Source organism: Sphingomonas sp. R1 (assembly GCF_025960285.1).
In the GTDB taxonomy this organism is placed as follows: Bacteria; Pseudomonadota; Alphaproteobacteria; order Sphingomonadales; family Sphingomonadaceae; genus Sphingomonas.
Genome location: NZ_CP110111.1, coordinates 400,000 through 420,028, shown reverse-complemented (window position 1 = coordinate 420,028; position 20,029 = coordinate 400,000). Strand labels below are relative to the sequence as shown.

At 65.1% G+C, this 20,029-nt stretch carries 23 protein-coding genes and 1 tRNA gene; 8 read left to right on the top strand and 16 right to left on the bottom strand.

Annotated elements, in window-relative coordinates:
• Positions 1-63 precede the first annotated feature (63 nt).
• A complete protein-coding gene (locus OIM94_RS02090; RefSeq protein WP_264608480.1) occupies positions 64-798 on the top strand; it encodes an SDR family oxidoreductase in 735 nt (244 codons plus the stop codon).
• A gap of 78 nt (positions 799-876) precedes the next feature.
• Here OIM94_RS02090 and OIM94_RS02085 read toward each other — a convergent pair whose 3' ends face one another.
• The gene (locus tag OIM94_RS02085) at positions 877-1,674 is read right to left on the bottom strand and encodes a Crp/Fnr family transcriptional regulator (protein WP_264608479.1); all 798 of its coding nucleotides are present in this window, start codon (positions 1,672-1,674) and stop codon (positions 877-879) included.
• Positions 1,675-1,846: 172 nt separating this feature from the next.
• Between OIM94_RS02085 and OIM94_RS02080 the strand changes: the two genes are divergently transcribed.
• From OIM94_RS02080 to OIM94_RS02070, 3 genes are read left to right on the top strand one after another with little or no spacing between them, the layout of a single operon-like run.
• Positions 1,847-2,797: a ferritin-like domain-containing protein gene (locus OIM94_RS02080; protein WP_264609964.1), complete on the top strand. Its 951-nt coding sequence runs from the start codon at positions 1,847-1,849 to the stop codon at positions 2,795-2,797.
• 27 nt (positions 2,798-2,824) lie between these two features.
• On the top strand, positions 2,825-3,823 hold the full coding sequence (locus OIM94_RS02075) for a ferritin-like domain-containing protein (protein ID WP_264608478.1): 999 nt from the start codon (positions 2,825-2,827) through the stop codon (positions 3,821-3,823).
• Positions 3,824-3,843: 20 nt separating this feature from the next.
• Positions 3,844-5,166, top strand: a complete 1,323-nt coding sequence (locus tag OIM94_RS02070; RefSeq protein WP_264608477.1) for an Nramp family divalent metal transporter — start codon at positions 3,844-3,846, stop codon at positions 5,164-5,166.
• Positions 5,167-5,228: 62 nt separating this feature from the next.
• Here OIM94_RS02070 and OIM94_RS02065 read toward each other — a convergent pair.
• Positions 5,229-5,305, bottom strand: a tRNA-Pro gene (locus tag OIM94_RS02065).
• Between the two features lie 372 nt (positions 5,306-5,677).
• Between OIM94_RS02065 and OIM94_RS02060 the strand changes: the two genes are divergently transcribed.
• Positions 5,678-5,869 (top strand): hypothetical protein, encoded by a 192-nt coding sequence (locus tag OIM94_RS02060; protein WP_264608476.1) that lies wholly within the window; start codon positions 5,678-5,680, stop codon positions 5,867-5,869.
• Positions 5,870-6,089: 220 nt separating this feature from the next.
• Positions 6,090-6,287, top strand: a complete 198-nt coding sequence (locus OIM94_RS02055) for a hypothetical protein (protein ID WP_264608475.1) — start codon at positions 6,090-6,092, stop codon at positions 6,285-6,287.
• Between the two features lie 4 nt (positions 6,288-6,291).
• Here the strand turns inward: OIM94_RS02055 and OIM94_RS02050 are convergent, their stop codons facing one another.
• Positions 6,292-6,546 (bottom strand): hypothetical protein, encoded by a 255-nt coding sequence (locus tag OIM94_RS02050; protein WP_264608474.1) that lies wholly within the window; start codon positions 6,544-6,546, stop codon positions 6,292-6,294.
• A gap of 370 nt (positions 6,547-6,916) precedes the next feature.
• On the opposite strand from OIM94_RS02050, the gene OIM94_RS02045 reads away from it, so the two are divergent.
• Together OIM94_RS02045 and OIM94_RS02040 are read left to right on the top strand one after the other, a co-directional pair.
• Complete coding sequence (locus tag OIM94_RS02045; protein ID WP_264608473.1) at positions 6,917-8,185, top strand: acyltransferase family protein; 1,269 nt, start codon at positions 6,917-6,919, stop codon at positions 8,183-8,185.
• Between the two features lie 186 nt (positions 8,186-8,371).
• Positions 8,372-8,548 carry a hypothetical protein gene (locus OIM94_RS02040; protein ID WP_264608472.1) on the top strand — a complete coding sequence of 59 codons (177 nt, stop codon included), beginning with the start codon at positions 8,372-8,374 and terminating at the stop codon, positions 8,546-8,548.
• Positions 8,549-8,560: 12 nt separating this feature from the next.
• Here OIM94_RS02040 and OIM94_RS02035 read toward each other — a convergent pair whose 3' ends face one another.
• From OIM94_RS02035 to OIM94_RS01975, 13 genes are all read right to left on the bottom strand, one after another.
• Positions 8,561-10,681 carry a fibronectin type III domain-containing protein gene (locus tag OIM94_RS02035; protein ID WP_264608471.1) on the bottom strand — a complete coding sequence of 707 codons (2,121 nt, stop codon included), beginning with the start codon at positions 10,679-10,681 and terminating at the stop codon, positions 8,561-8,563.
• Between the two features lie 73 nt (positions 10,682-10,754).
• A complete protein-coding gene (locus OIM94_RS02030; RefSeq protein WP_264608470.1) occupies positions 10,755-11,021 on the bottom strand; it encodes a spike base protein, RCAP_Rcc01079 family in 267 nt (88 codons plus the stop codon).
• A 30-nt stretch (positions 11,022-11,051) separates the two neighbouring features.
• Positions 11,052-11,237, bottom strand: coding sequence for a hypothetical protein (locus OIM94_RS02025; protein WP_264608469.1), 186 nt, complete (start codon positions 11,235-11,237; stop codon positions 11,052-11,054).
• 34 nt (positions 11,238-11,271) lie between these two features.
• Entirely contained in the window at positions 11,272-11,586 is a 315-nt protein-coding gene (locus OIM94_RS02020) for a hypothetical protein (RefSeq protein ID WP_264608468.1), read from the bottom strand.
• 23 nt (positions 11,587-11,609) lie between these two features.
• Complete coding sequence (locus OIM94_RS02015) at positions 11,610-11,951, bottom strand: DUF6527 family protein (RefSeq protein WP_264608467.1); 342 nt, start codon at positions 11,949-11,951, stop codon at positions 11,610-11,612.
• Positions 11,951-12,574, bottom strand: a complete 624-nt coding sequence (locus tag OIM94_RS02010; protein ID WP_264608466.1) for a lysozyme — start codon at positions 12,572-12,574, stop codon at positions 11,951-11,953. The genes OIM94_RS02015 and OIM94_RS02010 overlap by 1 nt, the downstream gene beginning before the upstream one ends.
• Positions 12,564-12,842, bottom strand: coding sequence for a hypothetical protein (locus OIM94_RS02005; RefSeq protein ID WP_264608465.1), 279 nt, complete (start codon positions 12,840-12,842; stop codon positions 12,564-12,566). The genes OIM94_RS02010 and OIM94_RS02005 overlap by 11 nt, the downstream gene beginning before the upstream one ends.
• A gap of 24 nt (positions 12,843-12,866) precedes the next feature.
• Complete coding sequence (locus OIM94_RS02000; RefSeq protein ID WP_264608464.1) at positions 12,867-13,112, bottom strand: hypothetical protein; 246 nt, start codon at positions 13,110-13,112, stop codon at positions 12,867-12,869.
• Positions 13,109-13,381, bottom strand: coding sequence for a hypothetical protein (locus OIM94_RS01995; RefSeq protein WP_264608463.1), 273 nt, complete (start codon positions 13,379-13,381; stop codon positions 13,109-13,111). The genes OIM94_RS02000 and OIM94_RS01995 overlap by 4 nt, the downstream gene beginning before the upstream one ends.
• 12 nt (positions 13,382-13,393) lie before the next feature.
• Positions 13,394-13,921 carry a DUF4376 domain-containing protein gene (locus OIM94_RS01990; RefSeq protein WP_264608462.1) on the bottom strand — a complete coding sequence of 176 codons (528 nt, stop codon included), beginning with the start codon at positions 13,919-13,921 and terminating at the stop codon, positions 13,394-13,396.
• A complete protein-coding gene (locus tag OIM94_RS01985) occupies positions 13,921-19,008 on the bottom strand; it encodes a hypothetical protein (RefSeq protein ID WP_264608461.1) in 5,088 nt (1,695 codons plus the stop codon). The genes OIM94_RS01990 and OIM94_RS01985 overlap by 1 nt, the downstream gene beginning before the upstream one ends.
• The gene (locus OIM94_RS01980) at positions 19,005-19,430 is read right to left on the bottom strand and encodes a DUF6950 family protein (RefSeq protein WP_264608460.1); all 426 of its coding nucleotides are present in this window, start codon (positions 19,428-19,430) and stop codon (positions 19,005-19,007) included. Before OIM94_RS01980 ends, OIM94_RS01985 begins: the two co-directional genes overlap by 4 nt.
• Positions 19,427-20,029, bottom strand: coding sequence for a hypothetical protein (locus OIM94_RS01975; protein WP_264608459.1), 603 nt, complete (start codon positions 20,027-20,029; stop codon positions 19,427-19,429). The genes OIM94_RS01980 and OIM94_RS01975 overlap by 4 nt, the downstream gene beginning before the upstream one ends.

Below are 20,029 nucleotides of genomic sequence, written 5' to 3'. Positions count from 1 at the left end.
CATATGCCCGCCTGCCGGCAGCGCACGTCGCCGTGATCGCGGGCAGCATTTTGGAGTATCGACATGTCGATTCAGGGCAAGACAGCACTCGTCACCGGCGGATCGCGCGGGATCGGCGCCGCGATCGCCAAGCGACTGGCCGCAGAGGGCGCCGCCGTAGCGATCACCTATGCCGGCAACAAGGCGGCAGCGCAGGCCACCGTGGCAGCCATCGAAAGCGCAGGCGGTACCGCCTTCGCCTTTCAGGCCAATGCGGCCGATCCGGTCTCGCAGCGCGCAGGCATCGAACAGGCCGCCGCCGCTCTGGGCGGGATCGACATCCTCGTCCACAATGCGGGCGTGGCGGAGTTTGCGACCGTCGCCGAAGACACCGACGAAACCTATGATCGCCAGTTCGCGGTCAACGTGAAGGGCCTGCATATCGGCACGCGCGCGGCGCTGCCGCATCTTCGCGATGGCGGGCGGATCATCCTGATCGGCAGCATTTCGGGCGAGATGGCCTTCCCCGCGACCACGGTCTACAGCGCGACCAAGGCGGCGGTGGCAGCGCTGGCGCGCGGCTGGGCAAAGGACCTCGCGGCCCGCAACATCCTGGTCAACACCGTGCAGCCTGGGCCGATCGATACCGACATGAATCCGGCCGACAGCGACTTCGCCGGACAGATTCTCAGCGCCATTCCGCTCGGGCGCTATGGCAGGGTCGAGGAGATCGCTGGTGCCGTCGCGTTCCTTGCCGGACCGGACGCCAGCTACATCACCGGCACCACGCTCAACATCGATGGCGGCGCGACGGCGTAAACTGCAGCATCGGCCCCTCCCTTCCAACGGGAGGGGCGCCGATGGTCAGCCGGGCAGCGCGCCCCCACCCCCACGCGATCAGGACACCAGCACGGGAGGTTTCGCGGCAATCTCACCGGTTTCCGCAGACATTGTCCGCAGTTCCCGCGGCCAGGGGCCGATCTCCGCTGCATAGCGCGCCTCGGCAGCCCCGTACGAGTCCCCTGCCATGATCGTCAGGCGCTCGCGGTCGCGGATGGTCAGGCGCGCACGTTCGCAGAGAAGGATCTTCTCGCCTTCGAGCACATGAAAGCAATCGGTGACGCTGGCGCGGCGAGTGTGAAGCGCGCGAGCGATTTCGTCATGGGTGACTGACAGCGTGTCGCCTTCACAGCGATCATGGAGCATCAGGATCCATCGCGCGACACGACGTTCCAGCGCATCGGTGGCGTTCGATCCCAGCGTAGAGGCCATCTGCTCCAGGAAATTGTCGGCATAGCGCAGCAGGTTGGCGCGCAGCGTGGCGCTTTTCGCGCAGGCCTCCAGCAAGGGGCGGGACGCGATCGACAGGGCCGTACCGCCTTGTAGCTCGACGGTCGCGAGGGTGGAGCTTTGCTCCACGCCCATCAGGAGCGACCAGCCCAGCACGCCTTCATGGCCCACCAGACCCAGCGCGGGGTGACGATCGCCAAGCAGCGCCTGCCGCACGCAGAACACCGCGGTTTCTGGAAAGATCAGGTGCAACGACCCGCAGGCCAGCCGATCCACCCGCTCGCGTGCGCTGAAGTGCAGGCGGGATAGATGCGGGATCAACAGCCACGCGTCGCTTGGCGGAAGCGAGCGCAGCAGCAGATTGCCACGAATGTCCGGCGCATAGCGGGCGTTCGGTTTCGGCATCGGCGCGATCTCTCCTCGTTTCCTCTCAGCTTCGCAGTATGCGGTGCCACGGATGCACGAAAATGGCGCGGACCGGACAATTTGTACGACACCGTACCCAGCCGCCACCGAACCGGAACTGCTTGAAAATGCCCGGGGTTCGAACGCCGCTACCATCAGGGAGGCATGCGCCGTGAACCAGGAAGTCGAGCTACTCGAAGCCTTCGAGCAACAGGCCCAGCGCCGAAAAGGCCGTCGCGAATTCTTCAAGGCCTTCGCGCTCACCGCCGTCGCCGGGGGCGGGCTCGCAATGGCGACCAGCGTCCAGCGCGCCGCCGCGCAAGCCAGCCTAAGCGATGGCGACGTGCTCAATTTCGCGCTGAACCTGGAATATCTCGAGGCGCAATTCTATTCCTACGCCGCCAACGGCGTGGGCCTGTCCGCCGATCTGCTGACGGGCTCCGGCAAAATCGGTGCCGCCGTCGGCGCGCGCCAGGCGACCTTCAAGGATCCGGCGGTTGCCGCCTATGCGCAGGAAATCGCAGCCGACGAGCGCGCCCATGTAGCGTTTCTGCGCAGTGCCATCGGCGCCACCGCGGTGGGCCAGCCCCAGATCGATATCGGCGTTTCGCCCACCAGCGCCTTTTCCAACGCGGCGCGTGCCGCGGGGCTGATCGGCGCCGGCGAATCCTTCGATCCCTATGCGAGCGACGAAAACTTCCTGCTCGGCGCGTTCATCTTCGAAGATGTCGGGGTGACCGCCTATAAGGGCGCCTCGCCGCTGATCACCAACAAGGTATTCCTTGAGGCGGCGGCAGGCATTCTGGCGGTCGAGGCCTATCACGCCGCGCTCGTGCGCACGACGCTCGACGCCAAGGGGATCGCAGCCCCAACGCTCGTGGATGCAACCGAGGCGATTTCCAACGCGCGCGACAGTCTGGATGGTCCCACCGAGGACGATCAGGGCATCCGGGCGATCGGCACCGCCAGCAATATCGCACCCCTCGATGCCAATGGCCTCGCGTACAGCCGATCGACCGGTCAGGTCCTGAACATCGTGTATCTGAACAAGGCGGCCGTAACGGCAGGCGGATTTTTCCCCAACGGCGTCAACGGCACCATCGTCACCAGCGCAGCGAACTGATCGCTCGGCTCCAGGGAGACTTCAGCCATGAATCACGATATCGTTCTCCAGGTCCTGGATGCGTGCGATGCACGCCGCGCCGAGCGCCGGGCCTTCATGAAAAACGCGTGCCTTGCCGCTGCCGGCGCATCGATGCTGGCAGCGTGCAGCAGCAGCGATGACGGCCCGGGGTCGATGATCACCCCGACGCCGACCCCGACTCCCACGCCGACCCCGACCCCAACCAGCACCCTCACCGATCAGGATGTGCTGAACTTCGCGCTCAACCTCGAATATCTCGAGGCGCAGTTCTATGCCTTTGCGGCGAACGGCACGTCGCTGCCGGCCAACCTGCTCTCGGGTAGCGGCCAGGTCGGCGTGATCAGCGGCGGGCGGCAGGTGCAGTTCAAGGACGCGGCCGTTGCCCGCTACGCCCGCGAGATCGCGGGTGACGAGCAGGCGCACGTCGCTTTCCTGCGAAGTGCATTGGGAAGCGTCGCGGTTGCGCAGCCCGACCTCGATCTCTCCGCGGACGTCAACGGCGCCTTCTCGACCGCGGCGCGAGCGGCGGGACTGGTCGGTGCGAACCAGGCGTTCGACCCCTATGCCAGCGACGAGAACTTCCTGCTGGCTGCCTTCATCTTCGAGGACGTCGGCGTCAGCGCCTACAAGGGCGCCTCGCCCCTGATCAGCAACAAGACCTATCTCGAGGCCGCAGCCGGCATCCTTGCCGCCGAGGCCTATCATGCCGGGCTGATCCGCACGACCTTGTACCGCAAAGGGCTGACCACGCCGACGCTGATCGACGCGACCGAAGCAATCTCCAATGCGCGCGACAGCCTGGACGGTGCCAGCGATCTGGACCAGGGCGTCCGCCCGATCGGCAATGCCACGAATATCGTGCCGACCGATTCCAACGGTGTGGCCTTCAGCCGAACGGCAGGTCAGGTGCTCAACATTGCCTATCTCAACAAGGCATCCGTCGATCGCGGCGGCTTTTTTCCGAAAGGCGTGAACAGCACGATCAAGCTCAGCGCTGCAAGCTGATGCCGCCGTTCGAGGGGGATTTGCGCGCTTCAGGGGGCTCGACCGCGATCAACGCGGCGAGCCTGCCCGGCGCGTTCCGGAGCGTGGCCGTGCCCGGCGCCGCAGGATTCTGGCGGAAGCTCGGCGCCTTTGCCGGCCCGGGCTATCTCGTCGCGGTGGGCTATATGGACCCCGGCAACTGGGCGACCGGCTTGGCCGGCGGCTCGGCGTTCGGCTATTCGCTGCTGTCGGTTATCCTGCTGTCGAATCTGATGGCGATGCTGCTTCAAAGCCTCGCGGCGAAGCTGGGCATCGTCACCGGCATGGATCTCGCCCAGGCTTGCCGCGCGCGCTACTCGCTGGTGCCGCGACTTGGTCTCTGGTTGCTCTGCGAACTGGCGATCATCGCCTGTGATCTGGCGGAAGTGATCGGCACTGCCGTCGCACTCAAGCTGCTGTTCGGCCTCCCGCTCGTCGCCGGGATCGCCGTTACCGCGCTGGACGTATTGCTGATCCTGATGCTGCAGCGGCGCGGGTTCCGCCAGCTCGAAGCGTTCATCGTGGCGCTGCTTATTGTCATTGCGCTCTGCTTCGCGGTGGAACTCGCCTGGGCACAGCCGAGTCTCGCGGCGATCGGGACCGGCCTGCTGCCTTCCCCGCAGATCGTAACCGATCCGACGATGCTGTACGTCGCGATCGGCATTCTGGGTGCGACGGTAATGCCGCACAATCTCTACCTGCACTCCTCGATCGTGCAGACCCGCGCGTTCGAGCGCAGCGAGCGCGGCAAGCGCGAAGCGGTCCGGCTCGCCACGATCGACAGCACGGTCGCGCTCGGCCTTGCGCTGTTCGTGAATGCCGCCATCCTGATCCTCGCTGCCTCGGCGTTCCACGGATCGGGCCAGACCAGGGTTGCGGAGATCGGCGATGCCTATGCCCTGCTGGCCCCCACGCTTGGCATCGGCCTGGCCAGCACGCTGTTTGCGGTGGCACTGCTGGCCTCGGGTCAGAACTCCACGATCACGGGCACGCTTGCCGGGCAGATCGTGATGGAGGGCTTTCTCGACCTCCGGCTGCCGCACTGGCTGCGGCGAATGATCACGCGCGGCTTGGCGATCGTGCCGGCCGCGCTCGTGGCAGGCCTCTACGGCGACGGCGGCGTGGCGAGGCTGCTGGTCCTGAGTCAGGTGGTACTGAGCCTGCAGTTGCCCTTCGCCGTGGTTCCGCTCGTCCGCTTCACCGGCGACCGCGAACTGATGGGGCGCTTCGCCAACGGCCGAACCCTCCGGATCGCCGCGCTTGCGATCACCGGGGTGGTCATCACCCTGAACGGCGTTCTGGTCGTGCAGATGGTGCTTGGCTGACCTCGTCTATCCGACGACCCGTACGCTCGGGCGCGGCAATGGGTCCGATCTGGCAAGATCGGTGGTCGGGGAGACAGGATTCGAACCTGCGACCCTCTGGTCCCAAACCAGATGCGCTACCAGACTGCGCTACTCCCCGACGAGCCGACGCGCTTAGAAGGTCCCCGCCGCAGATACAAGGCAAAGCTGCGGCATATCGACCAGGATCGACAGGTGCCGACAATAGGCCACCGCGGCAATGGGCCGGAACGAGGCACCAGAGCCGCCGATTGGCGCGGTCCGTTCCCCGGCGCCAAAGGCTGTCCCGGCGCACGACAACCCGTCAGACAACATGCTGGTGGGCCCGGCAGGATAAGGGCAATTGGCCCATTTCAGTAGCTTAGCTTGTCCACCCGTCTGAAGATCGGGCGAAACTCCCTCAGGGGATACGCAACTTTGTCTAACCCAATTGGGCTTGCCGCGTGGCGAGATAATGAGATTATCAGCGCGAGTCGTCATGGATCCCATGCTTATGAACCCAACCATCGATCGCCTTGCCATTTCGCTCACTAAAGCCGGCGCAGCTGCAACGGCGGCAATCATCTTCCAGACCAGTCAAGATGCGGAGCTTGTGGCAGCTTGGCAGCAGACCGACGGCGAGCCGGGCAACCCGATCGCGGACCTTCTGGCGGCGGAAATGGAGCGGCGGGAGATCGCGTTCTGAGGATTCGGCGACCAACGGCGTTCGCGATCGAAGCGACGCTTGTCGCGGCACTGATGCTTGCAGCCGTTGTGGCCCCATTGGTGGGGTGGCTCTGGTAACCAGCTCGGTAGTGGCGTAGACCTGCGTCGTCACCCCCTCTCGCCACCGAGGCAGCCCCCCTGCTCGTGGTTGGCTCCCAGGAGGGGGTGGCAACCCGGCAATTCTTGCCTACCTATCGCCCATGCCCTGCCGCCTTTGCACCGCGAACGACGAGGACGCTCTGGTCGAGAGCCTCGCCGCTGATCTGTGGGAGAGCCGACGCCATGGCACGCTCGACGATCGACCATGGGACCAGGCCGGCGATCACTGGCAACGCATCTTCCGGGACTTCGCCCTGACGGCGCTGGAAAGCCTTCGCGCGGAGCATCGGCACCGGTAGTCGGTTACGGCCATTTTAGCCTTGCCGGGTCTGGCCGTCGATCCGGCCCGCCCAGCCCGACGCGGGCCTGTACTTCGCGCCAGATGCCATCCGACACGTCGTCGTCGCGCCTCCGCCCAGCCGCTGCATAGATCCGGTCGAGACACCGATCTGCCGCCCGAAAGCGCAGGACGTAATTGTCCGAAGCGATCTCCCTCCAAAAGTCCCGATAGTCGCGGGCGTCGCCGCCGCTGGTCGACCAGAGGTATGCGAGCGCCATGCCGAGCGCGCGGGACCGCCGCACAGGCCGATAGCGGCACTCGTGCAGCGCTTCCTCCAACGCCAACAGGGCCTTGGCCGTGAGATCCTCACCGACTCGCATGGCCGGAACATGACGAGCGCAAACGCCTCTGTCTATGTGAACCGCGCGAGCTTTGCGGCTAGGTCATTACGGAACCGAAAGACTTATCCCACGTTTTCAAAGGGATGTATGCGATAGCTAGAGCATTTGGCGCGACGAGCCGAAATGCTGCGTTGCAGCCAAATTCACATTCGAACGTTACACGGATCGGCAAGTAGCTCCCCTGCACGAGAAGCAATAACTGCATCGCGACAGCCTCGCGAACGCTCTATTGGTTGGAGTATGTACGTTGTTTGAGGTTCTCGCGTATGCAACCGCCACGATAGCGCTCGCCTTAACTGCTGGTATTTCCTTAGTAAAGCTTGGCTTTCCTCTCCCGGATAGAAGCCGACAGCTCAGCATCGACGGTTTGCGCGGAATTCTTGCAACCTCTGTGCTTGTCCATCATGCTTGGATTTGGCGTATAAGCCCTGAAGGCGGGTGGTCTGCCCCTGCCGAGCCGCTCGCCAACCAACTTGGCGCTGGCGCCGTCGGCTTGTTCTTCATGACAACAGGTTACCTGTTCTATCGGAAGATCCTGTCGCTCTCAGTTTCAGGCTGGCTGAACATGATGGTAGGCCGCGTGTTCAGGATTTACCCGCTGGTTGCGGTATCCTTTGCCGCCATCTTGCTGATCGTTCTTTACCGAGCGCAGCCCGAAATAGAATTGATGCCGCTGATCCGGTCTGCGGCGTTGTGGATATCGGCGCGCCAAGAGGTGCCCATCCTTGGGTATGCGGATTCCGGCCGCATCAACGCGTTTGTTCTTTGGTCGCTCTGGCAGGAGTGGATGTTCTACGCCCTGATGATTCCGGCGCTGGGCTTCACAGCCTGGGCCTTGCGGCGAAGCGGCGCGCCGCGGGCGACGCTTCCGATCGGCCTTATCGCTCTCGGCTTCATCGCCCAGGCTGCCCTTCCCGGAAGCCTCCACAGCGCCCGGTTCTGGCCGCTGTTCGGTGCGGGCATGCTCGCAGCGGAGTTCGCAGGCAGCAAATATGCCCAGATGCTGGCGCGGCCTGCGGCGGGCGCGATCGCAGTGGCTCTGCTTGCAATCGCCTGCACCTTCACCCGCGACCCCTATGGCGTGGGATTCCCCGCCTTTGCCTTCTTCTTCACCTGCGTCGCAAGCGGCAACGCTATCGGCGGGCTGCTGAACAACCGCGCAGTACGTGCGCTAGGAGAATGCTCCTTCGGTATCTACCTGTTCCACGGCGTCGTGCTGTCGATCGCGTTTGCAGACATCGGCGTCCCGATTGACGCGCCAATCGCTCCACTCGCGATTCTGGTCACCGTGGCGATCGTCGCCCCGCTCTACCTGATTGTAGAGCGTCCAATGGATCGCGTCGGTCACCGGGTACGGGGCATGGTGGTTGATGCACCCCGTTCGCTTGCCCTTTGGCTCGCCAGGAAGGACTTCGTTGAAGAAGAAGCGCTTTTGACTTCAACTGGCGCTGATGCGAACGCTACCATTAGTGAGGCAGAACACGGGCAGTCTAAGGCGAAGCCGGTTATTGCCTGACGCCGTCTACAAAATTTTTTTCTTGTGCGAAACGATCATACGGAAAAACACCTATAAGGTGAGTGTCATCCCCGTATGTCGACCCCAAATCGCTACCCGCGGGGATGACACCTTCAATTCAGCCTAAGGTTCCGGCAATTGCCTTTGCGGGCGAAGTTGCTAATGTCGCCCGATTAGGGGGGACCTATGAACATTGCACAAGCCGCTTTGATTTGCGTGATCGCATTTACCATCATCGGCCTGCTCAACATTTCCTATCGCGAACAACCCTCGGCCATGGAGGGGTTCTGCCCGGATTGCGACGACGTACGCACACCAAACGGTGAGCAATGCGGGCAGTGCCGGGCCGGGGATTTCATCTGATCCGCTGAGCCGTCATGCCGGCCAAACCGCGCGGAGGCCGTACTGGGGGGTATCACCGCCAGTCGCGAATTTGAACATACCAGCCGCGGTTTCGTGCAGGCGATCATTTTGATAGTTGCCGGTGTTCGCAGTATCGGCCTGCGTCTCGAACACGCTCGCCCCGCCGCTCCGCATCAGCGGCATATCGAGGATGCGCAGCTTGCCATCATAGGTCTGGCCGGGGCCCGCATTGTTGTCGGTCAGCAGGTTCTTACCGCCGATCTGGCTGCGCTGCAGCGCCCGGTAGCTGGTATAGCCACCGCCGCCGTTGATGTAATTATCGACGTTATTGTGCATCTCGACGACGAGCGTGACGTCCCAGCCGATGGTCAGGTAGCTCGGGGCCGAAGTATTATAGATGCAGGAGTTAAGGTTGACATAGATCTGTGCCGGTTTGTCTGTCACCCCAGCAAGCGGGGTCTGCGAAAGATCGTTATGGCCCGCCATGATGGCGATGCGGTTTTGCCCCCCTGGGATAAGGCAAGAAAGCCCCGCCAAGAGAGGAAAGTCCGCAGTGTATTTGAGCCGCCCGTAAAGCGAACTCTGTCCGCTGCCATAAGCCGTCACCGGCGAACCGCCGTAGATCGTCGTCGCGCCGCCGATAGCATAGTTGATCATTCGAACCGTCTTGGGCAGCGCATAGGCTGCACCCGGTTCCGTCATCACCATTGCCGGGTTTTCAGCGGGGAGCGTCGGCAGTACCGAGCAGATGCGGCTATCGCCATCGAGGACGAATTGATCGGTCACGTCGGGGATCGCGTACCCGTCCGCGATGGCAGCCATGACGTTATCAAATTCGGCGTCGGTGAGCGCGCGGCCGAAGATGATAACCTCGACGATGTCGGCAGTGAGCCAATCGCCGTTAGCAACGTTTTGTACGGCGAGCGTGCTAGAGGTCGTGGTGGTGGCTGAATTGCGGCCAAGTTCGAAACCGGCGGAAGCGGTTGCGTTCTGGTTGGTGACGTTGAGAGACTTCCGGTTGATCGCACAACGCTGCCCAACCGTGTTCGTCGTTGCCGTGCCGGGGGTGCCGGTAGCTCCGTTTCGCCAACCCATAACTTGGAGCTGACAGCCGGCGGCAAGCCACGGCTTTACTGCTGTGTCTGCCGACGTGCTAGCCCGGCCGACATAGGGCGCAGCGCCGTTGGTGCCGTTCGTCAGATAGGCGAGTTTGCTGCCCGGCGTGCCTGCGCGGGTTCCGCACGATAGATAGGTTTTGTTGGTCGCGCGGGTGTTGTGATCCCGCACCACCATGATGATGGTCGAGGCGAGCGGGCCCATCGACGGCGTGCTGGGGTTAGATAGGAAGCTGTCCTGGTTGAACCGCAGCGCCTTCAACCCGCTGGCATAGGTGACGAGCTGGGGGCCGAGGCCCTCGTTGTTGTCTCCCGCGGTGTAGCCATTGCCGGAGAGATCGCTGACCGAGGTAACGCGGCCGTTCGCTTGGCTGATCGTCGAATAGTTGGCGTTGTAGCGCGCGACGAGGCCAGAGGTTACCGGCAGGGTGACATTGGGCGCGGGCGCCACAGCAACAGGCGTAGCGGATTGCGCAGTCGAGAGCGCGCCCTCGCCGATGCCGTTCACCGCAGACACCCGCACGGAATAGCTGATGCCGTTCGTGAGCCCGGTGATCACATAGGGCGACGCACCAGTCGGCGAAGAGACCAGCGCCCCGTTCACATAGATGTTGTGCGAGCTGATCGCCGATCCGCCGTTGCTCCCGTCCGTCCAGGCAACCGAGATCTGGCCATTCCCCGCCGTCAGCGTCACTGCCGGCAGCGACGGCACCGCGGGCGCGCCGGTGCACTTCACCGCATACTCCACTGCCCGCGCCGTCGCACCGGAACCCACCTGCTCGCGAACCTGCGCAATCACCGACACGCCTGCCGCGAGACCGCTTCCCAGCGCGAGCCCGTCGCCACCGTTCAGCGTGATGCTCGCATCCGTCCCAGACAGCAGCGAGAAGGTGGATGCGCTGCCCAGCAATCGCACCAGGTTGACCACCCGCCCCGTGCTGCCCGCAGGCACATTCACGCTGCGCACGGCGACCCCGCCGCCACCGCCGATCGGGCCGATGCCGAAACCGAAACTCATGTCTGTTTGCTTTCTGCTGGCACGTCAGCGCGGCCCAGAACGGGCGCGGCGGGCGCGCAAGGAAGGGGGACGATCAGTAATGCGCGACCATGTCCGCTGCCGTGGTGCCGGTCGCCTTGATCAGCACGAAGCGGAATGGCAGCAGCGCGCCGCTCGGCACATTCTTCCAGACGTTGTCGGCGGCGTCCCCCACCAGACGGCCGGTGATATCGCCGCCGGTCCCGACCCACACGCCCTTCGGCACGTCGGTCAGCTGCACGGCATTATCCGGCGTGATCGGCACGGCACGGCGCGACGGCGCGAGGACCGAGTCGGCATGCGTTGCAAAGCTGTCAGCCATGGGAAACTCCATCGATTGAAAAGACCGGCCTCACAGGCCGAGAAAGGATCGGCGGGCGCGCTTTACTGCGGCGGCGTCGCGCGCCTCGCAGCGCTCCACGATGCCCAGCGCGTCGGGCAGCCTGCCGTTGGCGACTTCCAGCTGCCCGGTCTGGGCGACGAACCCGGCCTGCCATGGGCGGGCATCGTCGTGCCCGTCGGCCAGCTTCGCCGACAAAGGTAGATCGGCCGGCGGTACACCCTTGCGCCACTCACTCGGGACGAGGGTGGAACAGGGCGCGGCAGCGGGGGAGATCACGGTACGACCGCAGCTGGCAAGCAGCACGATCGGCAGCATCATTGCTGTCCCCCGCAGGGGCCTGGGCAATCGCATCGGTTCCATCCTTCACGGTAGTGTGGATTTTGGTTTCGCGGGCGGCGGCGTTACCGATCGTGTCCACGGCGTCGCGGCCGCTTTCGGTCGCGGCTTCCGCCTGCCCGGCGTTCAGCTTGGCTTCTGTGGCGGCGGTGCGGGCGCTTCGGCAGGAGCGCAACATCACCATCGGCACGATGATCAGCGCAAGCACGGCAGCGATTGCTGCCCACCGCCTCATCGCCACTCCTCCGGCCACTCCGGCAACGTCACTGTTTGGCCAGCAAGCGCGTGCGAACAGTCGCTGAGAAAGTGAATTCTGCCATCGGTGACGAAGGTATGGCAGACCTCTGGCGGGTCACCCGGTTCTGGAATGAACGTCGGATCCACAGCGCGCCCCGTCCGCATCAACACGCTAGGGGTGAACGTCGGCGCCTCGGGGTTGCCGTTATACCCCCATCGTGGTTCGCGGTCTGCATACACGTTGATGACGTGGGGCGCTTCGCAGCCAGGGCAGTAGAAGGCCAATCGATCACCAGCCCGCCGCAATCCCCGCGACAGCTTTTCAAACTTTGCCATCACCGCACCTCCGCGATGCGTGCGGCGAGGTTCGCGGGCGTCAGACCCGCCACGAGGCCGGTAAGGCATGCCTGCCGCTCGCGCTCGCGGCGGCGGACCAGCCCGCCGATCACACGCCCGCCCGCCTTGTTCCACATGCGGAGGGCGTCGCACCCAGCCACCCACTGGCCGGCGCGGAAATGCTTGGCGGCGGTTGAACCGCAGAACCGCGGAGCCCCGACATTATAGGCCAGCGAGATCGCGGCGAAGCGCTGATAGTCGCGCCCAGCCCCCCATAGCTCCGGCGCGCAGATCTGCACCTCGAGTGCGTGCTGCACCAGCTCGCCTTCGAGCATCTGCGCGCACTGCACCTCGGTGTAGACCTGCCCCGGCTTCACGCGGCGCGTGATGCCATCGCAGGCCGTCGCCACGCCGACGATGTCGAGATAGGTCTTCAGATACTGGACACCGCGCACATGCGTGATGGTCGCGTCGCCGCTTGGCGCAATCGCAACCTGCACCTCGCGCCCGCTCTCCTCGCGCGGCATCGCCACCAGGAGCAGGGACGCACACAGGGCGCCCACGATGCTGGCCAGGGTCTTCCTCCCGGGCGTCTTGCGAGGCGCCTTGACATCATTCGGCATCGCGCGATCCCTTTTGCTTGTAGATGCGGACGAGGATCGGGAGGGCCGCAACGAGTAGCGGCGCCCAGCCCGGCGCGGTGGCGCGCACCTCCGGCGGCAGCTGATCCCACAGCTCGCGCGCGAAGCCCGGCGCGGCGGTAAGGATGGCCGTCAGGATGCCGCCCAGTGCCGCCAGTCGGACGGACGCCCATTTCCAGGCGTCTCGCCAGTCGGCGACCAGGCGCGCGGCTACAGCGCTGCGCCAGCGGCGCAAACGATTCAGGTTCATCGCGATTTCTCCGGATTGGCGCCGTCAGGCGCGGTCGTAGGTGTCCCGCACGCCCCGCACGCCGCGGGCCAGCGCGTCCTGTTCCAGCGCGGATTCGGCCAGGTGCGTCAGTTCATCGAGCGACGGGGCCGGCGGCGGCAACGGATAGGCCTGGTGCAGCAGCTCGCCGTACAGGGCGCGCCCACGCTGCCGGGCATCCATCTGACGCGCCGCGGGTGAAGCGCACGCCAGCGCCAGCGCGATCACCATCAGGATCAGGCCCTCGATCACTGCGCGGCCCTCCCTTCATGCCCGGCCGCGTCCATCTTTCCTTCGATACGCGCCAGGCGCTGCAGCACCTCCTGCGTGCGGTCGCCCCCGGCCTGCACCTGTCGCTCCAGCTCGCCGATGCGGCGCTCGCTATCGTTGACCTTGGAGATCACGCTGCCGGCCGACATGATCGCCCCCAGGATCAGCACCGCCGCCGAAAGCGCGGGGAGCCACTCGCGAAACGCGCGCGGCGATGCATTCGCCGGGGTACCGGCGGGAATGTCTGTCATATCTGATCCCCCTTATTGGCCGGGCCAACCGGCATTGATGTCGATGCTGTCCAGGGCTTCGGCCGTCGAAGCCGCGCCAATCGCCTCGCGCAGCGCCTGTCCATGCGCCCAGCAGGCGGCGATATGCTGGGCAACCGCGACGCCCATCGCGATCATCGCGGGACCGTCGTGCGTCACCTTGCTGTTGTCGGCCATCGTCCAGTCGACTGCGTAAGCGCCGCCGGAAAGCTGCGCCATCTGCACTGCGCCGGTGATCAGGACGCGACTTGCATCGGTGGTGTCGACGCGGCCCAGCGGCGTCTCACAGCCGCCCGACGCCGCCGCGTTTCGCATCGCCTTCACATCTTCCCAGCGCCGGGCCCTCGCGGCGTCGAGATCGGCCGAGACGGTGAGCAGATCCCAGTCGATACAATGCCCCGCCCAGGAGAAGCCGGCGGGCACCTCCACCACGGTCGCACCGCTGAGGTCATACCCTTCTGTCATGCCATCAGCGCGGTGGTGCGCCTCTTGTCGCGACGGCCACATGATCACCACGCCCATCAATCCCTCCAAACCACGTACAGGGAGCCGCCGAACGTGTTGATCCCGTTCGAGTTCGTCTTCCGCAGCATCAGCCGGAACAGCACCGCCTGCTTGCTCGACAGTCCGATCGAGCCTCCTGAAATGCTCGCCGACGCCGCCCAGCCTCCCGGCGAGGAACTGTCGATTGAGGGATCGCCTGTGAAGGTGAGCGCCGTCGACCAGCTCGACCCGCCGTTGAGGCTGTAGTCGATCGTGCCTTCCACGTTAACCACGCTGGTATAGCCGGTGAAGCCACCGTTCGTGTCCAGGTCGATCGTTCCGTTCGGTCCCATCAGCAGGGACAGCTGCCCCATGTTGGCATAGCTGGTGCTGGACGGCGTCCCGACCGGGTCGAGCAGCGCATCGACATAGGCAGCGCCGTCGCGGGCCTTGGTGTAGACGATCTTCGTCGTGGCGCTGGCGCCGTCCTTGGTTGCGGTGATCACGTAGGATCCGACATCAGCCGTAATGCCGGTGACGGTCACCAGGCCGCCACTCGAGACCGAGACGCCGGAAAGGTTCGAGACGCCCGAGATCGCATAGGTGGTGGAGCCGGTGACGTTGGTCGTCCCCTTGAACACCGTCATCTGCACGCTTGCGAGCGACCCTTTCGGCGTGCCGCCGGCCGTGCATGGCACCGTTACACTGGGCGGTGCTGCCGACAGGCTTAGCGCATCGATCCCGTTCGCACCGTCTACACCATTCGTTCCATTCGCCCCGGCACGCACGGCAATCACGCTGATCTTGTCGGTGATCACCGTGCCGTCGGTCAGGGATCCGGTGACGATCACGCCGCTGGTGCCGTTTCGCGCGACCGCGAAATTCGCCTCAGTCATCGTGACGCTGTCGCCGGATGCTGCCGAGAGATAGGAGACCGAGACCGGTGTCCCTTGAGCATCGGCGATCGACCAGTAGACGGTCGCGCTGGTATTTTGCTTGTTCGTGGTGAACGTGATCGTCTGCGCCGTCGGGCTGGGCAGGCCGCTTGCGTCATAGGCGATGGTCTGGCGGTCGGATAGTACGATCAGCGTCTTTGCATCGGCGCCGTTGGTGCCGTTGGTGCCGTTGGTGCCGCTGATGCCGTTTGCACCCGCCCGCGATCTGGCGATCGAGTAGATTCGATCGACGTTTACGCCAGCATAGTTCGCGCGAAGCGTTGCAGATCCGGTATCATCCGACATGCCAGAGACGGTATAGGCGCCGGTCGCGCTATCGATCGCGATCGAGACGCCGCTGGCCCCGACCACGGAGTATGTCGTTCCGGCGCCCGTCGATACCTCGGTGAGACCGAAGAACACGCGGAACCTCCCCCCGGCATCGGCGAAGCTCGGCACGCTCCCATCATTCGCAGCAGCGACCGTCACGCTTTCGTTGGTGAGGATGCCGTTGATCGCAGGCAGACCGTCCAAACCGGCACTGCCGGCAGGGCCGAACCTGATACCGGAGATGCGAGCACCAAGATCAGCGAGAGAACTGTCGAAATGGAAGCGCTGGTCAGCCGCTGCCGCCACCTGCCGCAGCACACTACCGTTCCGGTAATAGGTGACCCGCTTGTTGTCATAAGCAATCGTCAGCACGTCACCAGGTGCCCAGCTTCCAACTGCCGCCGGCGCACCACTCTCGTAGACAATCAACTGCCGGGAGATGCTGGCATCTGTGTAAAAGGCGTAGTCGATGGACGTGTAGCCGCTATCCGTCGCTGGATCTGTGTTAAGCCCGAACATCGTATTGGCAGAAGATGCGTCCAGTACGGTTGACGCGAACGCACCCCCCAAGAATGCCTCCGACGAATATGCCGACGCGTTCCATGCGCCACCGCCTGCCGAGCGGACGATATAGTCTGGCCCGATGGCCACGTTTGCGCTGGGCACCAGGCCGAACGTTGCGGGCCCGCGATACGGTCCCCAGGTGTATTCCGCTGGATTGGTACCTTCGGTCGCCGTGCTCTTGTTCTCGGCCCGGCCCTGATAACCACGCTGGCCGGGTGACCCAGTGGTGAAGTTCACCGTGCCATCCGGGCTGTCGGCATATGCAATCCAGGTATACAACGTTTGTCCGTCTGCACCTGGCAGACCCGGCGCGCCGTCCGCCCCATCCTGCGCCAGGATTTGCGGGGCGCTCCACTCGCTCGGCGCGATCGTGTCTGCCGCGCCCGTGCTGACCGCGGTGGCGTTGATCTGCCACCGGTATGGGCCGCCGCTGGCCGGCAGGCTTTGCGTCCAGCCATTATCCATCCCGGTCGCGACTGCGGTCCCGAAGGTATAGGTCACGGTGCCGCTGGGCACTGCCGGCGCGCTGGGGCTGCTGGTGCGCTTGTAGAGGATCACCGGCGCCGAGCTCGCGGCATTCGCGCCGTTGGCAGCAATCTGAACCGCAGATGCCCACTCGCTGGCGGCGATCGTGTCTGTCGCGCCTTGTCCCGCCGCCGTCGCCGCCGATTGCCAGAGGGGAGCGGTGCCCGCGGGAACGCTGGTTGACCAGCCATTGTTCAGGCCCGCCAGAACCTTGGCGGCGAAGTCGTAGGTGGTCGCCGCATCCGGCAAAGCGGGCGCCGTCACCCCGCGCTGAAAAATGTTGATCGTGGCGGTGTTGATCCCGTTCTGCCCGGGCGTACCGTCGGCCACGCCCGAAGCGAACGGCGGATATTCGGTTTGGCCGGGGCGCGCGCTGGTTACCATCGGCTCGGATGCGATGGAGGAGAAGGAGCCCGCTGCGCCGTTGGAATTGACGAAAAGGTAGGCGCGCAGCCTGATACCGCCAGCGGGGACCGTCACGAAGCCGCGCAGCTTCGTGTTGAACGCCTGTGGGCCCGTGAGACGCGCGACCAATGTGTCGCCACCCGTGTTTCCAGCGGCATCCACGAACTGCGCAACCAGATCCTGATTGCCGACGACGCCCTGACCCTCGACCCCCCACTGGATGGCCAATCGTTCGCCGGGCTGCACCGTCACGTCCTGACCGGGCAGGATGGAGATGCTGCGCGGCGCGCCCGCCGTGGCTACCGCTTCCACCTTCAGGCTGGGCACCCCGTAAGGCGCAAAGACGGTCGGATTGCCCGCCGTAGGCGCGACACCGCCGGTGTACCCCACCGCCCAGCCCGTAAGACCCTGCTCGAACCGCGTGTTCCGAAGGCGGTTGAAGCCGTTGATGGCTGTTGCCGCGCGCTTGATCGCCTGATCGAGCGCGTCGAGCGCTGCCTGCAGCGTGGTCACGCGTGCATCATAGGTCGCACGGTCTACCGGGGTATCGCTGCCCACATCGTTCCATGCCGGCGCGAGGGCGTTGCGGAAGCCGATCCATTGGCCATAGGCCGTGGATGCCGCCGCCTGTGCCGAAGATACCTCAGCGAAGCTGCTTAGCGCGTCGCCCTGCGTCTGCAGCAGCGTCCAGCGGTCCCCGAGCTGCGCGCTGAGCGGGATCAGTCTGGTGATCTTCTCGAACCGCGTCAGCAGGCCGTCCTCGGCAAGCGCCGCGATCTGGTCCAGCGCGTCGTTGACACCGCTGCTCTGGTCCAGCTGCTGCGTCGTCGGCAGCGTGATCGTGGCCGGCGCGTTGCCGGTCACCGACATCGCCGCGATATGCTTCAGCTGGTTTTCGGTCACCAACGTCAGCGTCACCACCATGTCGACCGGATCGATCGCGCGCTTCAACACCACCACGTTGCTTTGCGCGAGGCCCAGATCGTCGCGCAGCGCCGCGCTGAGCGTCAGCATGTCGCCGCCCGCATAACGGCGCAGGCGGGGCTTGCAGCGTAGCTCGATCGGCCCCTGCTCGCGGCTATCGAATAGCCGATAGGTGGCGAGCTGGGCGGCTTGCGTGGGGCTGGTGACGAACTCGAACACCTCTTCCCGCCGCTTCTCTTCCTTGTCGGCCGTCAGATAGTCGCTGATCACGATCTCGTCGGACTGCTGCAGTTCCCACTTGTGCGCGGGGGACCGGAACTTGGGCACGACGGTATTGATGCGATCGGTGCGCGGTTGCGCACCGGCTGCCTCGATCCGCCCGTCGGCAAGATCGTCATGGGTGATGGTGTCGAGCGCGACGCGCGGGGCGGTGATCTTCAGGCCCAGCTTGCCGCCCTTGAAGCACGGCTCTGCCCCGCCCGCCGCCAGGATCCGCTTCAGATTTTCCCACTTGCTCTCCGGCTCCAGCAGAATGCCGGCGACGCGCCAGTTGTTGGCGTCGCAGATATTCTCCAGCTCCACGAAATCGCTGACGACGATCCCGTCGATCGGAATGCCCACGCCGTAGGTGAGGATCCAGGGTGCATCGCTGGCGGCGGCGGGATCCCGTTCCCAGGTGCCCAGCGCATAGCGCAGCGCATGCAAGCCCGGCCGATCGCTATAGGTCCACGACGCTTTCGCGGCAGCGAAGCCCGCAGGGTTCGCTCGCGGATCTACCCAGCGGTGCGCGCCGCTGCCACCCGGCCAGGTCGAATCCTTGCGCGGATCCCAGGTCAGCACACCGCGCCCCTGGATGCCCAGCCGGGGCGCGCCACTGGTGAACTTGCCTTCCTTGCTGTCCCACTTCAGCGACCACAGCGTTGCGGCGTAGCCCGAGAGCTTGTAGGCGCTGCCCCAATAGGGCATCCCGCCCCACTGGGCGGCAAGCGCGGCGCCCTCCGGCGTCGCGCCGGTCTGACTGTTCCAGTAGAGGAAGCCGTTGAAATAGCCGGTCGCGGCGCCAGCGCTGCTTCCGCCGCTATACCCCAGCTGGGCAAAATCTGCCCAGTAGCTGTCGATACCGGCGATCGGCCCGCCCGCCGAATAGATCACGGCCATGCCGACATAGGGGTTCGACACACCATCGACCGCCGCGCCGTAGCCGGCCTGATGCACCAGCGCGCCGCCCGAATAGATGTTGCCGATCATCATCGGCGTCGCCTGATCCGCACCGATCGTGATGTTCGTGATGCTGCCCTGAATGGGGGCGGGCTTGGCGCCCGACGGCTTGCTCTTCGCCGCGGAGAAGGCGACGGACGCGATCAGCGCGCCCGCCTGCGGCCCCAGAAAGACGAAGGCTGCGACGCCAGCGACGACGCCGACGGCCTTTGCGACGACACTCACGCGCCGAGCCTCCACGCCGCCAGGAATTCGCTGCGGCACACGTCGATCGGGAGCAGGCGCGACGGATCCGCGCCGTGCCAGCCCAGCACCTTCGCGCCTGCGCAAATCACCACGGCGTCCAACCCCTGTTCCCCGGGCAGCACGCCCACGTCTCCGACGATCATTTCTGCCGGCGCGATGCGCGCTCCCGGCAGCAGCGCCTCGATCAGCGCGCCGACACTGTCATGGCCCATGCCATCCAGCGCCCGCTTTGCGCTCAGCGCCGAGCGGAACCTCCGGATGGGGGGCGGCTTGTGCCCCATGGCGACCGCCTGCGCGCGGAACAGGTGGATGCAGGTGCCGCTGGTGCGCCAGTCGAACGGCTTGTCGCGGAACCGCTCGATCACTGCCTGCGTCGCTGCCGCGCGCTCTGCCAACGTCATTCCCATGCCGAAATCACCTGTCGCTCTGGCACGCTGTACCCATAGTCGTTTGTCGTCCCACGTGGGCCTGAGGCGGCACCCCATGGGATGCTGATCGACGCGCCCACGGCGTTCCGAAGCCCCCACTCCCCGGGGTAGATGCGTTCGTGAAACTTCGGCCCCAGCACATTCCCGAGCTCCAGATCGAACAGCCGCTGGGCATGGCTGACGCAGTTCAGCGTCAATCGCCGCACGCCGTTCTCGATCGAGAGGGACGGAAAATCGACCAGCCAGTCGGCCACACTGTCTGGCGCGCCGATAACCGTGCCGGCGTCAGCATCCACTTCCGCGACCCACAGCCGCACGCGCGAATCCACGATGCCGCTGCCGTTCACCGATGCGCTCGCGGTGCTGTCGGGCAGCAGGAAGGCGATGGCGCCGGCGGGCGCTTCATCCCCCACGCCTTCGATCAGCGATTCGAAGCCTTCCGCAACCCCCAGTACCGCATCGCGGGGCGCATAGCTGTCCCCGTTCCAGGTCAGCGTTCCCCCGTCGATCAGGCACGCGGTATGGCCCGGCAGCTCCACCTTCAGGAGCGCCGCCAGCAACACGTTCTGCAT